Annotated in this window: 13 protein-coding genes, 1 tRNA gene and 1 other RNA gene; 13 read left to right on the top strand and 2 right to left on the bottom strand. The window is 61.2% G+C overall.

The window, feature by feature from the left end:
• Positions 1-12 precede the first annotated feature (12 nt).
• From ABDZ98_RS11895 to ABDZ98_RS11870, 6 genes are all read left to right on the top strand, one after another.
• Entirely contained in the window at positions 13-291 is a 279-nt protein-coding gene (locus ABDZ98_RS11895) for an ETC complex I subunit (protein ID WP_343808163.1), read from the top strand.
• Positions 292-359: 68 nt separating this feature from the next.
• Positions 360-454, top strand: an RNA gene (gene ffs, locus ABDZ98_RS11890) — signal recognition particle sRNA small type.
• A gap of 68 nt (positions 455-522) precedes the next feature.
• Complete coding sequence (locus ABDZ98_RS11885; RefSeq protein WP_343808160.1) at positions 523-2,412, top strand: DNA polymerase III subunit gamma/tau; 1,890 nt, start codon at positions 523-525, stop codon at positions 2,410-2,412.
• Between the two features lie 23 nt (positions 2,413-2,435).
• The gene (locus tag ABDZ98_RS11880; protein WP_343808157.1) at positions 2,436-2,777 is read left to right on the top strand and encodes a YbaB/EbfC family nucleoid-associated protein; all 342 of its coding nucleotides are present in this window, start codon (positions 2,436-2,438) and stop codon (positions 2,775-2,777) included.
• Between the two features lie 597 nt (positions 2,778-3,374).
• A complete protein-coding gene (gene lon / locus ABDZ98_RS11875; RefSeq protein WP_343808154.1) occupies positions 3,375-5,756 on the top strand; it encodes an endopeptidase La in 2,382 nt (793 codons plus the stop codon).
• Positions 5,757-6,017: 261 nt separating this feature from the next.
• Positions 6,018-6,290, top strand: coding sequence for an HU family DNA-binding protein (locus ABDZ98_RS11870; RefSeq protein ID WP_343808152.1), 273 nt, complete (start codon positions 6,018-6,020; stop codon positions 6,288-6,290).
• A gap of 129 nt (positions 6,291-6,419) precedes the next feature.
• Here ABDZ98_RS11870 and ABDZ98_RS11865 read toward each other — a convergent pair whose 3' ends face one another.
• Together ABDZ98_RS11865 and ABDZ98_RS11860 are read right to left on the bottom strand one after the other, a co-directional pair.
• The gene (locus ABDZ98_RS11865) at positions 6,420-7,268 is read right to left on the bottom strand and encodes a hypothetical protein (RefSeq protein WP_343808149.1); all 849 of its coding nucleotides are present in this window, start codon (positions 7,266-7,268) and stop codon (positions 6,420-6,422) included.
• Positions 7,269-7,298: 30 nt separating this feature from the next.
• A complete protein-coding gene (locus ABDZ98_RS11860; protein WP_343808146.1) occupies positions 7,299-8,093 on the bottom strand; it encodes a TrmH family RNA methyltransferase in 795 nt (264 codons plus the stop codon).
• 142 nt (positions 8,094-8,235) lie between these two features.
• Here ABDZ98_RS11860 and ABDZ98_RS11855 point away from each other — a divergent pair.
• From ABDZ98_RS11855 to frr, 7 genes are all read left to right on the top strand, one after another.
• A tRNA-Tyr gene (locus ABDZ98_RS11855) sits at positions 8,236-8,321 on the top strand.
• 82 nt (positions 8,322-8,403) lie between these two features.
• The gene (locus ABDZ98_RS11850; RefSeq protein ID WP_343808143.1) at positions 8,404-9,153 is read left to right on the top strand and encodes a phosphatidylserine decarboxylase; all 750 of its coding nucleotides are present in this window, start codon (positions 8,404-8,406) and stop codon (positions 9,151-9,153) included.
• Positions 9,150-10,049, top strand: coding sequence for a CDP-alcohol phosphatidyltransferase family protein (locus ABDZ98_RS11845; protein WP_343808140.1), 900 nt, complete (start codon positions 9,150-9,152; stop codon positions 10,047-10,049). Before ABDZ98_RS11850 ends, ABDZ98_RS11845 begins: the two co-directional genes overlap by 4 nt.
• A 487-nt stretch (positions 10,050-10,536) precedes the next feature.
• Positions 10,537-11,337, top strand: coding sequence for a 30S ribosomal protein S2 (gene rpsB, locus ABDZ98_RS11840; protein WP_343808137.1), 801 nt, complete (start codon positions 10,537-10,539; stop codon positions 11,335-11,337).
• Positions 11,338-11,421: 84 nt separating this feature from the next.
• The gene (gene tsf, locus ABDZ98_RS11835; RefSeq protein WP_343808134.1) at positions 11,422-12,348 is read left to right on the top strand and encodes a translation elongation factor Ts; all 927 of its coding nucleotides are present in this window, start codon (positions 11,422-11,424) and stop codon (positions 12,346-12,348) included.
• A gap of 393 nt (positions 12,349-12,741) precedes the next feature.
• Entirely contained in the window at positions 12,742-13,464 is a 723-nt protein-coding gene (gene pyrH / locus ABDZ98_RS11830) for a UMP kinase (RefSeq protein WP_343808131.1), read from the top strand.
• A gap of 1 nt (position 13,465) precedes the next feature.
• A complete protein-coding gene (gene frr, locus ABDZ98_RS11825) occupies positions 13,466-14,023 on the top strand; it encodes a ribosome recycling factor (RefSeq protein WP_343808128.1) in 558 nt (185 codons plus the stop codon).
• Positions 14,024-14,029: the final 6 nt, after the last annotated feature.

Raw genomic sequence — 14,029 nt, 5'->3', positions numbered from 1 at the left:
AAAGGACGCTGCATGCAGGCTCGTATCTACAAACGCCCCAAGAACGCCATGCAGAGCGGCAAGGCTCTGACCGATCAATGGGTGCTCGATTTCGTCCCGGCGGAAGCGAAGAAGGCTGATCCGCTGATGGGCTGGGCAGGCAGCGGCGATACGCAGCAGCAGGTGCAGCTGAAATTCCCCACGTGCGAAGCTGCGCAGGCCTATGCCGACAAATACGGCATTTCCGCGCGCGTCCACACCGTGCCGCCAAAGACACTGAAGCTGCAGGCCTACGCCGACAATTTCAGGTAAGGCACCCATCGCGCACCGTGAAAGCGCGTGCAGGTTGCAATTTCTCCAAAGCAAAGCCATATGCCCGCCCGGGAGTCGGGTGGACGTTCGCGTCTGCCTACCTGGTCAGGTCCGGAAGGAAGCAGCCAAGGTAGATGGCAGCGGGTCGCTCGGCTCCTTTTTACCCATATTTTGCGGCGCTCCATCGGCTGCGGCATGACATTCGCTCTGCGAGCGCCTACCTAATCAGGCATGGGTGATTCACCGGAAAATTCGGACACGCCTCCGTGGGAGGGTGAGCAGGAAGAGGTCAAGCCAAGCGCTGCCGAGCTAGAGGCCGCGGGCCAATCCGCCCTGTTCGGGGAGCCTGAAGCTGCCCGGCCGGAGCCGACTGCCGAGAAAGCTGTGGAAGAGCCTGCTGCGCCAGCATCAGGACCGGCATCAGGACCGGCATCAGGACCACCACCAGCACCAGCTCCCGCTCCTGCGGCCAAGGCGCCAGCGCCCGCAGCCACGCAGCCCTACCGCGTATTGGCGCGCAAATATCGCCCGCAGACATTCAGTGAACTGATCGGGCAGGAACCGATGGTGCGCACGCTGGCCAATGCCATTGCACGCGAGCGGCTGGCGCATGCCTTTCTGATGACCGGCGTGCGCGGAGTGGGCAAGACCTCCACCGCGCGGCTGATCGCCAAGGCGCTCAACTGCGTCGGGCCAGACGGGCAGGGCGGCCCCACCATCGATCCATGCGGCGTGTGTGAGCCGTGCGTGGCCATTGCCGAGGGCCGGCATATGGATGTGATCGAAATGGATGCGGCCAGCCACACGGGCGTGGACGATGTGCGCGAGATCATCGAAGCGGTGCGCTACGCGGCGGTCAGCGCGCGCTACAAGATCTATATTATCGACGAAGTTCACATGCTGTCGCGCAATGCTTTCAATGCCTTGCTCAAGACACTTGAGGAACCGCCCGCACATGTGAAATTCCTCTTCGCCACCACCGAAGTGGATAAATTGCCGGTCACCGTGCTCAGCCGCACGCAGCGGTTTGACCTGCGGCGCATCACCCGTCCGCTGCTGGAAAAGCAGTTCGCCGAAATCTGCGAGAAGGAAGGCGTGCAGGCGGAGCCGGAGGCGCTCTCCATCATCGCTTCGGCGGCCGAAGGGTCCAGCCGCGACGGGCTCTCCATCCTCGATCAGGCGATTGCCCATGCCGACATGGGCAGCGAAGGCCGCGTCACCGCCGCGCTGGTGCACGATATGCTCGGCCTGGCGGACAAGGGCGCGCAAAGGCGGCTGTTCGGCGCCATTCTGGACGGCAATCCGCAAGCCTTGCTGGCCGATGTGGAGCAGCAATATTCGCTCGGCGTGGAGCCGCTGGCGCTGATGCGGTCGATGATGGAACTGACGCACCGCATCACCGTGACGCAAGTGGGCGAAGGCGAAGCTGACGGCGTTTCGGAGGAGGAGCGGCAGGATATCGGCGGCTGGGCGGCAAGGCTTACCGCAGGTCAGGTCCACCGCCTGTGGCAATTGCTGCTCAAGGGTTATGACGAGGTGCGCGGCGCGCCCGATCCGCTGGTGGCGGCGCAAATGGCGCTGCTGCGCGTGCTGCATGCTGCGGACCTGCCCGATCCCGGCAAGCTGGCCAAAATCCTCAAGGATGCGGCGGTTACCGGATTGGCCGCCCCCGGCGCTGGCACTTCCGCGCTTGCCGATGGCACGTCCGCGCCTTCCGCCAGCATCCCCGATGCCCAGCTGGAATGGTCGATCCTGTGCGACCGTGTAGAGCAGGCCGGACACCTGCGCGTGGCCCAGATCATGTATGACTGGGTGCGCGTGACAGAGCTGCGCCAGGGCCGGCTGGTGTTCACCACTCCGCCCGAATTCGAAGAGCAGTTTGAACCGGAACTGCGCGACGCCCTGCACAAGACAACGGGTGAGCGGTGGGAGGTCTCGCGCGGATCGGGTGAGAGCCTGGCAAGCCTGCGTGAGCGGGATGAGGCCGCGAGCGAGGCCGAACGCGCCCGCATCGCCAGCCACCCGCTGGTGCAATCGACATTGCGAATTTTCCCCGGCGCGCAGATCGTTGACGAAGACGATGCGCCGGTGGGCGACAGAAACTGGAGCAGAAGGGCCTGAGGCCCTCAACTGAGAGAAGACCAATGGAATCAATGGAAGAAATGATGAAGGCCGCGCAAGCCGCAGCCGAAAACATCCAGAAGCAGATGAACGACATGCAGGTGACGCTGGATTCGATTCAGGTTGAAGGCCAGTCCGGCGGCGGACTGGTGAAAATCCGCGCCACCGCCAAGGGCCGCATCCTGGGCGTATCCATCGATGACAGCCTGATGGTGCCCGATGACAAGCAGATCCTGGAAGACCTGATCACCGCCGCCTTCAACGACACCCGCGACAAGGCCGACCGCGCCTCGAACGAGGAAATGCAGAAGATGCAGGGCGGCCTGGGCCTGCCGGCAGGGTTCAAACTGCCGGGAATGGGTTGATTATTTCAAGCATTGGGAGCGGCTGTGAAACTGTGATTGCACCGGTTTGCTGTCGAAAAGAGCTTTCGATCCTTCTCGGACTTTGCGCGCTTCGCAAGGAAGCAAGCGGATACATTCGGGTCACTTAGTGGCGATGGTTCACACCTATCTCGCACTGGTCAAGTCTTACACTGGTCAAGCAAGAGGCTGCGACACCGGAAGACCGAGCTATCATCCTTGCCTCTCTCTTCACGCCAGTATCTGATGGTTTGATCAAAGATGATGGAATGCCAGCGTTTTCGCCGACAGCCATGGCGGCGCAATTCTTGACGCGCAGCTAACCAACTTTCCTACACCGCCGCGCCGCTGCTACATTCACACCATGAGTAACAATCAATCTCATCAACGTAATATAATTTTATTTTCTCCTACAGCACATTTTGCCGATTTTTGCTGCATTATAGCTAATAATCAAAGACCTATCAGGATAACGCCAAAGCCCTCGTCTGTCACTTGTGTAACCCTGGCGGCCCATCCTCAGCTTACCCAAAGCCCACATTGCAGCATGCGGGTGCAGTCCCCATATTCAGGGTCAAGCTTTGATACGGATATAGATTTATGACTGCACTTCCCCTTCTTCCCTTGCGCGACATCGTCGTTTTTCCCGGCATGGTCGTCCCCCTGTTTGTGGGGCGCGACAAGTCGGTGGCGGCGCTGGAAGCCGCGATGGAGGGAAACAAGGACATCTTCCTGCTCGCCCAGCTGGACCCCGGCTGTGACGATCCGGAGGGTGATGACCTCTACAACATCGGCGTGATCGCGCAGGTCCTGCAAATGCTCAAGCTGCCCGATGGCACGGTGCGCGTGCTGGTTGAAGGCACGGCGCGTGCACAGCTGGAAGAGCTGCGCGAAACCGAAGGCTATGTGCTGGCGCAGACCGTGCCTCTGGAGGAGGAAACCGCATCGGGAACCGAGGTTGCCGCGATGATGCGCTCCGCCCTCGAGCAGTTCGGCGATTACGCCAAGCACAACAAGAAGATGCCCGAAGATGTCGAGGAAGACCTCGGCCAGATCGACGATGCCGGCCGCCTGGCCGATGCCATCGCCGGCAATCTGGCGGCCAATGTTTCCACCAAGCAGCAGCTGCTGGCCGAAGCCAGCCCGCTCAAGCGGCTGGAAATGGTCTATTCGGTGATGGAAGGCGAGCTTTCCGTCCTGCAGGTGGAGCGCAAGATCCGTGGCCGCGTGAAGCGCCAGATGGAAAAGACCCAGCGCGAATATTACCTCAACGAACAATTGAAGGCGATCCAGAGCGAACTGGGTGGTGATGGCGATGACGGTGACGAAATCGCCGCGCTGCAAAAGAAGATCGAGAGCCTCAAGCTGTCCAAGGAAGCCAAGGCCAAGGCTGAGACTGAGCTGAAGAAGCTGAGGAGCATGCAGCCCATGAGCGCCGAGGCGACCGTGGTGCGCAATTACCTGGATGTGCTGCTTGGCCTGCCGTGGGGCAAGAAGAGCAAGCTGAAGAAGAACATCGCCAAGGCGCAGGAAGTGCTCGATGCCGATCACTATGCGCTGGACAAGGTGAAGGACCGGATCGTTGAATATCTGGCGGTTCAGGCGCGCACCAACAAGCTGAAGGGGCCGATCCTGTGCCTGGTTGGCCCTCCCGGCGTGGGCAAGACCTCGCTTGGCAAGTCGATTGCGCGGGCAACGGGGCGTGAATTCATCCGCCAGTCGCTTGGCGGCGTGCGTGATGAGGCCGAGATTCGCGGCCACCGCCGCACCTACATCGGCTCCATGCCCGGCAAGATCGTGTCCAACCTCAAGAAGGCCGGCACCAGCAACCCGCTGTTCCTGCTCGACGAGATTGACAAGCTGGGACAGGATTTCCGCGGCGACCCCGCATCGGCCCTGCTCGAAGTTCTCGATCCGGAACAGAATTCGAAGTTCCAGGACCATTATCTGGAACTGGATATCGATCTGTCCGACGTGATGTTCGTGTGCACCGCCAACAGCCTCAACCTGCCGCAGCCGCTGCTGGACCGGATGGAGATCATCCGCCTGGAAGGCTATACGGAAGATGAGAAGGTGGAGATCGCCCAGCGTCACCTGATCTCCAAGGTGGTGAGCGAACACGGCCTGACCGAAGGCGAATTCACGCTGACCGAAGAGGCGCTGCGCGATCTCATCCGCTATTACACGCGGGAAGCTGGCGTGCGCACGCTGGAGCGTGAAATCGCCCGGCTGGCTCGCAAGAGCCTGCGCAAGATCCTGGAGAAGGAGGTTGAGAGCGTGACTGTCACGCCTGAAAACCTCGCCGATTTTGCCGGTGTGCGAAAATTCAAGCACGGCGTTTCGGAAGAAGAGGCGCAGGTTGGGGCGGTTACCGGCCTGGCCTGGACATCGGTGGGCGGCGAATTGCTGACCATCGAAAGCGTCACCACGCCGGGCAAGGGTGAAATCCGCACCACCGGCAAGCTGGGCGATGTGATGACCGAAAGTATCGCCGCGGCGTTCAGCTTCGTGAAGGCGCGGGCACCTGCCTATGGCATCAACCCCAGCATCTTCCAGCGCAAGAATGTGCATATCCATCTGCCCGAAGGCGCGGTTCCCAAGGATGGGCCGAGTGCAGGCATCGGCATGGTCACCTCGATCGTCTCGACGCTGACCGGCACGCCTGTGCGGCCTGACGTCGCGATGACGGGTGAAGTCACCCTACGCGGCCGGGTGCTGCCGATCGGCGGCCTCAAGGAAAAGCTGCTGGCGGCGCTGCGCGGCGGGATCAAGGTCGTGCTGATTCCCGAAGAGAATGAGAAGGATCTGGCGGAAATTCCTGACAATGTGAAGGAAGGGCTGGAAATCATTCCGGTGTCGCATGTGGACCAGGTTCTGGAACGCGCGCTGACGTCAATGCCGGCCGCGATTGAATGGACCGAAGCCGACGATCTGGCCAGTCAGCCCCATCCGGGCCCGGCGCCGGGAACGACTGCCCACTGACAATCGCCAAGGCAAAGTATCCAGGAGAAATGTTGCATTGCAGCGACTCGCAGGGTCCTGAAATGTGACGACGACGCTTTTGATCAGGCCGACAGAGCTGCAACCCGCGATTTTTCCAAAACGGGCGGAAAAATCGCGGAATTGCTCCAGTGCGGCTGTCTTAGCCCTAGACAGGGACGCGAAAACTCGCTCAATTCGGGGAATCGCGTGACGAATAAGCGACGAATTTTCGATAACACGAGTGAGGGGGTTTTCCAGACCATGAACAAGAACGAACTGATCGGTGCCGTAGCCGAATCGAGCGGCCTCTCGCGCAATGATGCGACCAAGGCCGTAGAAGGCGTGTTCGACACGATCACCGGTACACTCTCAAAGGGCGACGAGGTGCGACTGGTTGGCTTCGGAACGTTCTCGGTCGCCAAGCGCAAGGCGTCCACCGGTCGTAATCCGCGTACTGGCGAACCGATGACAATCAAGGCGTCCACCCAGCCCAAGTTCAAGGCCGGCAAGGGCCTCAAGGACGCGGTTAACTGATCATCGCGATCCCGTGATGATCGGGGGCAATGCCGCCCCTGTGGCGGCAAAATGAAATTGGGCCGCTCCGTTCAATCGGAGCGGCCCTTTCTTTTGGCCAGCTTGGCCTCTTGGGAGTTTGCTTCGATCCTACGGCTCAAGCTGCAGCATCACCGTGGGTGCGATCGTATTGCCAGGCGCGATGTTCCATTCGAGCAGCTGGCCCGATCCCGAACCCGCAGATTGAGGCCCTTCGTCGGTGTTGTTGGTCAGGATCTGCGCATTTGTTGTGAGGCGGAAGCTGCCCTGCATTGGCGGCATCGCCGGGATAGAGGCGGATTGCGCCGATGGACCGGAGTTGTCGCCGGTCGGGAATGCACCCGCCATTCCGCTCAGCATAGCTTGCAGAGGCGATCCGGCCTGTGCGGCAAATCCGGTCGCCTCAATCCGCACGCGGTCATCATCGCGCAGGTTTGCCGAGACGAAGTCATTCGCCATCGGGAAGCCTTCGATGCTGGGGAAGCTGAAGTCATGCGTCAGCCTGCTGCGGATGGTGAAGTCCACGTCGAACAGGCCGTCGCCAAGATAGGTCACCTGGTTCCACCCATGCTGGCGTTCCAGCCGCGCGGCGAACTGGGCAGCGGCATCGGGATCGGACAAATCCATGCCGCCCAGCATGGCCTGCATCATGGCGCGTTCCTGCGCCTGTTCACCCTGGCGCGCGTCCAGTTCCTTGGCGGTGCAGGGACGCTCCACCAGCGTGTCCTCATCGATGCACGGCTCCTGCGCTTCGGCCTGATCGGCCATTTCGGCCAGGTCGCTCATCGCCATGATGAAGATTTCGCCATCGTAGCTGAAGGTGAAATCGCCGTCCTTGCGGATGTCCATTGCGGCCTCGAAACTGCCGGGGCTGAGGAAACAGCCGCACAGGGCCAGACTGGCGCCTGCGGCAGCCACGCTGCGCGCAATTGCCTTGAGCGAAATTGCATACATCGCCATTCTCCCCGTGCCCGGCCTGGGCCTGCTGTGTCAGCTCCCGCGCATGGCCACTGCATAAAGCGCGATTGCGGCGGCATTGGACACGTTGAGGCTTTCCATAAGGTTACTGATCGGCAGGCGGGCCAGATTGTCGCAATGAGCGGCGATATTCTGGCGCATGCCGTCACCTTCAGCGCCCAATACGATGGCGACGGGGCCAGCGGGCAGGGCACTGGCGAAATCCTCTTCAGCTTCGCCCGCCAGGCCGATGCGCCAATATCCAGCCTCTGCCATATCCTCCAGCGCGCGGGCCAGGTTGACCACGCGCACCCACGGAACAAGCTCCAGCGCGCCCGATGCGGACTTGGCCAGCACGCCGCCTTCGGGCGGGGCGTGGCGGTCCTGCGTGATGATGGCGGCGGCATTGAAAGCGGCGGCCGAGCGCAGGATGGCGCCAACATTATGCGGATCGGTTACCTGATCGAGAACCACGATCGGCCTTGTCGGATCGCCGGAGAGCACATCGGTGATGTGCAGATCGTCCAGCGCCTCACATTCCAGCACCAGACCCTGATGCGGGGCATCGCGCGCCACCAGGCGCTCCAGATCCTGCACACCGGCATATTCGAGCGGGAAATTTTCCGGAAGTTCACCGTCCAGAGACTCCACGCCTTCATGCGTTGCCCATAATTTACGGAATTCTCGCCGCGGATTCTTGAGCGCGGCCTCCACCGCATGGCGCCCCCACAGCCGCACGTGCCCTTGCGTGGCGCGGCCCGATCCGCGCCCACCCTGCATCCGTGCCGCGCGTCCGCGCAGTTTCTTCTTTTCGCCTCGATTTGCCATGTTCGTTCCTTCTTCGAAGTGGCTCCTGCCAGCGCGGCCATTGACAGGCAAGCGCGGCTTCGCCATTGGGGCGCCTCTCGGCTGGAGGCCCCCGTTGAAAGGGGCCAACAAACTGGCGGGTTTCCCGCTTCCGGCATCCGGTGGACAGGTGGCCGAGTGGTTAAAGGCAGCAGACTGTAAATCTGCCCGTGCAAGCGTACGCTGGTTCGAATCCAGCCCTGTCCACCACCGCCGCCCTTTTCAAGCTCAATTGCACACTGATGCGGCTCTATGCCTTGAGCTAAGCCATGCGAGGCTCTAGATGACGCTTATGGCGGGTGAACTAAAAGATAACCGAGGTCGCGGCGAAGCTGAGTGGAGCTGGCCGGCGATCCATCCTGAAGGTCGCAAATTTGGACTGATCGGCGTGGCGATGTCGCTTGCCGTGCTGTTGGTGCTGGATTGGGAATTGCTGGGGTGGCCAATGCTGGCCCTGTCGGCATTCGTATTCGCCTTTTTCCGCGATCCGGAACGCGTTGTACCGCAGGGTGAGAACCTGATCGTATCGCCGGCAGACGGGCTGGTCTCGCTGATCAGCCTGGTTACGCCGCCGCTGGAATTGCAGCAGGATGATGCCACCGGGCGCGGGCTTGGCAATGCGCCCGTGACGCGCATTTCCGTCTTCATGTCGGTGTTCGATGTGCATATCAACCGTGCGCCCGTGCCGGGAACGGTGCGGCGAATCATCTACATACCCGGACGTTTCATGAATGCCGATCTGGACAAGGCGAGCGAAGAGAATGAGCGTCAGCACATTCTGATAGAGCGGGCCGATGGTTCGCCAATCGGCTTCACCCAGATTGCCGGTCTTGTCGCGCGGCGAATCGTGCCCTTCATCAAGCCGGGTGATCTGGTGGCAGGTGGCCAGCGGGTTGGCCTGATCCGCTTTGGCAGCCGCGTGGATGTGTACCTGCCGCAAGGCACGGACTCCAAGGTGCTGCTGGGCCAGCGGGTCATCGCCGGGGAAACCATACTGGCCGAAACCGGCAAGCAGGGCCTGATCGAAGGCGTCAGCCTGTGACCGGTGAAGGTCCGGATTTTGATGACGACGATGATGATGGATTGATCGATCCCGCTCCTGTCTGGCTTGGCCCGAAAGCCAGTGAAGGGGAGCGCCCGCAGTCTCAGCGGGTGCGGCGCGGTCTGGCGATGCGTTCGCTGGTTCCCAACGCGATTACTGCCGCGGCGCTGTGTTCGGGGCTTACCGGCATTCGCTTTGCCATTGTCGGTGATTGGGAAAAGGCGCTGTTCGCCATCATCCTGGCGGGCATGCTCGATGGAATTGATGGCCGTATTGCGCGTCTGCTCAAGGCTCAGTCCCGCTTCGGGGCGGAGCTGGACAGCCTGGCCGATTCGCTCAGCTTTGGCATGGCGCCTGCGCTGGTGCTGTTCCTGTGGTCGTTACAGGACCTGCCGCGCTTCGGCTGGTTTGCCTCGCTCGCCTTTGCGATCTGTTGTGTATTGCGCCTCGCACGGTTCAATGCCCAGATCGATACAGAGGAGCAGCCGCACAAGTCTGCCGGCTTCCTGACCGGCGTACCTGCACCAGTAGGTGCGGGACTGGCCTTCCTCCCGCTTTATCTGTGGCTCGCCAGCGGTGAGGATATTTTCCGCGAACCGATCATGGTGGCTATCTGGGTCGTGGCGATCGCCGTCCTGATGATTTCCAACCTGGCCACGATGAGCTGGACCTCAATCAGGCCGCACAGTGATCTGCGACTTGGGTCTATCGCCATTGTAGGATTGCTGTTTGCCGCTTTGCTGACCGAGCCGTGGTGGACGCTGGCGATTATCTCAATCGTCTATCTGGCGCTGATGCCGCTGGGCATCGTGCGTTATGCGCGGGTCAAACGACAGCGCAGGATTGCTGCCGAAGCAGCGAAAGACCAGCTGGGCGCGCTCGACCGGACCGGTTGACCGCGCGCCCGTTGTAAGCGTCAATCTCCGCCAGTTCCGCCAGCATGCTGCGCGCCGCAAGGGTGGCGCGGACAAGCGATATGCTAATGACGGTCAGCGCCGCGAAGGCCGCAAATCCGAACAGCAGGGAAATGGCAATTGCGATCATTGGCTCAATCCTCGAATTTCGTCTCGGCCGCCGGGGCAGTTTCGACTATGTAAAAGTGCGAGATCATCAGTTTTGTTCCTGCTGCTCCCTCGTTAAGGGCATTTGTTCTCTTTTTGTTCTAGCATGTCAAGGCGTTTTTGCGCCTTGGCTGCGTACGGGACAGATAGGGGTGGCATTTCACGCGATCTGCCGTTAATGGCCTGCGCGTCTCTCTGGCGTGGCGATTCCCGCCTGGACTGGAGGGGCAAATTCACATGGAAGGCACATATGCCGGTGCAGTCGCGGGATCTCCGCTGCTGTTCCCCGCTTTCCAGAGGCATAACCGGAAAGGAATTACTTATGGCGGTACCCACCGTCACGATGCAGCAATTGATTGAGGCTGGCGCCCACTTTGGCCACCAGACCCATCGCTGGAACCCGCGGATGAAGCCGTATATCTTCGGCGCCCGCAACGGTGTTCACATTATCGACCTGTCGCAGACCGTGCCGCTTTTCGCGCGCGCGCTGGACTTTGTCGGTTCCACTGTCCGCGCAGGCGGCAAGGTCCTGTTCGTTGGCACCAAGCGCCAGGCGCAGGAGCCGATTGCACAGACCGCGCGTGCTTGCGGCCAGCATTTCGTCAACCACCGCTGGCTGGGCGGCATGCTCACCAACTGGAAGACCATCTCTGGTTCGATCCGGGAACTGAAGAACCTTGAGGAAAAGCTTTCGGGCGAGACTCACGGCCTGACCAAGAAGGAAGTGCTTCAGCTGACCCGCAAGAAGGACAAGCTGGAACTTTCGCTCGGCGGTATCCGCGACATGGGCGGCATTCCGGACGTGATGTTCGTGATCGACGCCAACAAGGAAGAACTGGCGATCAAGGAAGCCAACGTGCTTGGTATTCCGGTCATCGCAATTCTCGATACCAATGTTGATCCCAGCGGCATCGCCTTCCCCATCCCGGGCAATGACGATGCCAGCCGCGCCGTGCGCCTGTATTGCGAAGCAATCGGTGCAGCTGCGACCAAGGGCCACAGCGAAGGCGTGGTGGATTCGGGCGCTGATATCGGCGCCATGGATGCTCCCCCGGCAGAAGCCGTGGTTGCCGAAGCTGCTCCGGAAGCCCCGGCTGAGGAAGCTGCTGCCGCACAGGCGTAAGCCGCGCGTCACAATTGCCTATTAGCGCGCCGGGCCTGACTATCGGGCCCGGCGCCCGAACACATTTCAAGAGGAACCCAAATCATGGCTGCTTTTACACTCGCTGACGTGAAAACGCTGCGCGAGAAGACCGGCGCCGGCATGATGGACGCCAAGAAAGCCCTTGAACAGGCTGGCGGCGACATCGAGGCTGCGGTTGACGCGCTGCGCGCCAAGGGCCTTGCCACGGCACAGAAGAAGTCCAGCCGCACTGCGGCCGAGGGCCTGGTCGGCGTTGCCGTATCGGGCACCCGCGGCGTGGCGGTGGAGGTCAACTCCGAAACCGACTTCGTTGCCAAGAATGACAAGTTCCAGGACTTTGTGCACAAGACCACGCAGGTGGCTCTGGGCCAGTCGGCGGACGACGTCGATGCGCTCAAGGCCGCTGCCTATCCCGATGGCGGCACCGTGGCCGACAAGCTGACCGACAATGTCGCGACCATTGGTGAAAACCAGCAGGTCCGCCGCATGAAGAGCGTGTCGGTGACCAAGGGCGCTGTCGTGCCTTATGTGCATGTCGCTGCGGCCCCCAACCTGGGCAAGATCGGCGTTCTGGTCGCTCTGGAAAGCGAAGCATCTGCCGATGTACTCGCGGATCTGGGCAAGCGCCTGGCCATGCACATCGCCGCGGCTTTCCCGCAGGCGCTGAATGCCGAATCGCTCGATCCCGAAGTGCTCGAGCGTGAGCGCAAGATCGCTGCCGAAAAGGCTGCCGAAAGCGGCAAGCCCGAAAACGTGCAGGAAAAGATGGTCGACGGTGCGATCAAGAAGTTCGCCAAGGAGAACGCTCTGCTCAGCCAGGTGTTCGTGATGGACAACAAGACGCCCATCGCAGACGTGGTGGCTGCTGCTGCCAAGGATGCAGGCACGCCGATCGTGCTGACGGATTACGTCCGCTTCCAGCTGGGCGAGGGCATTGAGAAGGAAGAAAGCGACTTCGCCGCAGAAGTCGCCGCTGCCGTTGGCGGCTGATCCTTCCGATCACAACGCATATTGCAGGCGGCCAGGGTGACACTGTCACCCTGCCCGTTTTGCTATCCGGTTGGAATTACAGACTTTCCATGGGCGAAATGGGTGACACATCGCCATTTTGGGCGCGAAAATGCCCTTCTGCGCGCGGTGCAAGGTAATCGACGGTATGAAAGAGCCGGATGCCGGCTAGGCGGGGCGAAGCGCTGTAGGAAAGGGCTAGCGGGTGAATGCCGGTGTTCCGGGCGTTGTTCAGGGCGTTGTTCCGGACGTTGTTCCGGGCACATCGTCCCTGATCAGGCACTGCGGGTGCGAGCCCCCTTGGCACCGCGCCGCCGCTGTCTATAAGGACCGGCGAATTCCGCGCGATTGAACCGAAGAGAGGGAACTCGCCCCATGCCCATGCCGACTGTCAAACGCGTCCTCCTGAAACTGTCGGGAGAGGTGCTGATGGGGCAGCAGCAGTTCGGCATCGATCCGGCCTTCGTCCTGGAACTGGCCAAGGAAGTGAAGGCGGCCAAGGAAACCGGGCTGGAGATATGTCTGGTCATTGGCGGCGGCAACATCTTTCGCGGCATGGCCGGCGCAGCGCAGGGGATGGACCGCGCCCAGGCCGACTATATGGGCATGCTGGCCACGGTGATGAACGCGCTGGCGATGCAGAGCGCGCTGGAACAGCTGGGCGTTGATACGCGCGTGCAAAGCGCCATCGAAATGGACCAGGTGTGTGAGCCGGTGATCCGTCGCCGTGCGGAAAGGCACCTGCAGAAGGGCCGCATCGTGATCTTTGCCGCGGGCGTGGGCAGTCCCTATTTCACCACCGACAGCGGCGCAGCCTTGCGCGCGGCGGAAATGAACTGTGACGCGCTGCTGAAAGGCACCAGCGTGGACGGGGTCTATGACTCCGACCCCAAGAAAAACCCCAATGCAAAGCGTTTCGATACGGTCACTTATGACCGTGTGCTGGCAGATAATCTCAAGGTAATGGATGCCTCTGCCGTGGCCCTGTGCCGTGACAATGAAATCCCCATCGCGGTCTTCTCGATCCGCGAAAAGGGCAATCTTGCGCGCGTGCTTTCAGGCGGCGGCGTGCAGACAATAGTACAGAAGGACATTTGACATGGCGAAGTATGACAAGGCCGATATTGAGCGCCGCATGGCCGGCGCGGTCGAGAGCCTGAAGGGCGATCTGGGCGGCCTGCGCACCGGGCGCGCCAATACGGCCCTGCTCGATCCGGTCGTGGTCGAAGTCTATGGCTCGATGATGCCGCTCAACCAGGTGGCCACGGTCAATGCGCCGGAACCGCGCATGCTGGCGGTGCAGGTGTGGGACAAGGCCAATGTCAGCGCGGTGGAGAAGGGTATTTCCAAGGCCAACCTCGGCCTCAACCCGATGACCGATGGCCAGACCGTGCGCCTGCCGCTGCCCGACCTGACAGAGGAGCGCCGCAAGGAACTGGCCAAGCTGGCTGGCAATTATGGCGAGAAGGCCAAGATCGCCATCCGTAACGTGCGCCGTGACGGCATGGAAATGCTCAAGGAAGACGAGAAGAAGAAGGAAATTTCCGAGGACGATCGCAAGCGTCTGGAGGATGAAGTCCAGAAGATGACCGACAAATATGTCGCTGAAACCGATGCTGCGACCGAGGCCAAGGAAAAGGAAATCCTGACCCAGTGATCGGCA

This window comes from Alteraurantiacibacter aestuarii (assembly GCF_039523595.1).
GTDB classification, from domain to species: domain Bacteria; phylum Pseudomonadota; class Alphaproteobacteria; order Sphingomonadales; family Sphingomonadaceae; genus Alteraurantiacibacter; species Alteraurantiacibacter aestuarii.
Note: the sequence above shows the minus strand (reverse complement) of the source record. Positions and strands in the feature narration are given on the sequence as shown.

Bases quoted from the DNA above. Each gene is read 5' to 3' on its own strand.
- ABDZ98_RS11895 (WP_343808163.1), top strand. From the start codon at position 13: ATGCAGGCTCGTATCTACAAACGCCCCAAGAACGCCATGCAGAGCGGC.
- ABDZ98_RS11885 (WP_343808160.1), top strand. From the start codon at position 523: ATGGGTGATTCACCGGAAAATTCGGACACGCCTCCGTGGGAGGGTGAG.
- ABDZ98_RS11880 (WP_343808157.1), top strand. From the start codon at position 2,436: ATGGAATCAATGGAAGAAATGATGAAGGCCGCGCAAGCCGCAGCCGAA.
- lon (WP_343808154.1), top strand. From the start codon at position 3,375: ATGACTGCACTTCCCCTTCTTCCCTTGCGCGACATCGTCGTTTTTCCC.
- ABDZ98_RS11870 (WP_343808152.1), top strand. From the start codon at position 6,018: ATGAACAAGAACGAACTGATCGGTGCCGTAGCCGAATCGAGCGGCCTC.
- ABDZ98_RS11865 (WP_343808149.1), bottom strand. From the start codon at position 7,268: ATGGCGATGTATGCAATTTCGCTCAAGGCAATTGCGCGCAGCGTGGCT.
- ABDZ98_RS11860 (WP_343808146.1), bottom strand. From the start codon at position 8,093: ATGGCAAATCGAGGCGAAAAGAAGAAACTGCGCGGACGCGCGGCACGG.
- ABDZ98_RS11850 (WP_343808143.1), top strand. From the start codon at position 8,404: ATGGCGGGTGAACTAAAAGATAACCGAGGTCGCGGCGAAGCTGAGTGG.
- rpsB (WP_343808137.1), top strand. From the start codon at position 10,537: ATGGCGGTACCCACCGTCACGATGCAGCAATTGATTGAGGCTGGCGCC.
- tsf (WP_343808134.1), top strand. From the start codon at position 11,422: ATGGCTGCTTTTACACTCGCTGACGTGAAAACGCTGCGCGAGAAGACC.
- pyrH (WP_343808131.1), top strand. From the start codon at position 12,742: ATGCCCATGCCGACTGTCAAACGCGTCCTCCTGAAACTGTCGGGAGAG.
- frr (WP_343808128.1), top strand. From the start codon at position 13,466: ATGGCGAAGTATGACAAGGCCGATATTGAGCGCCGCATGGCCGGCGCG.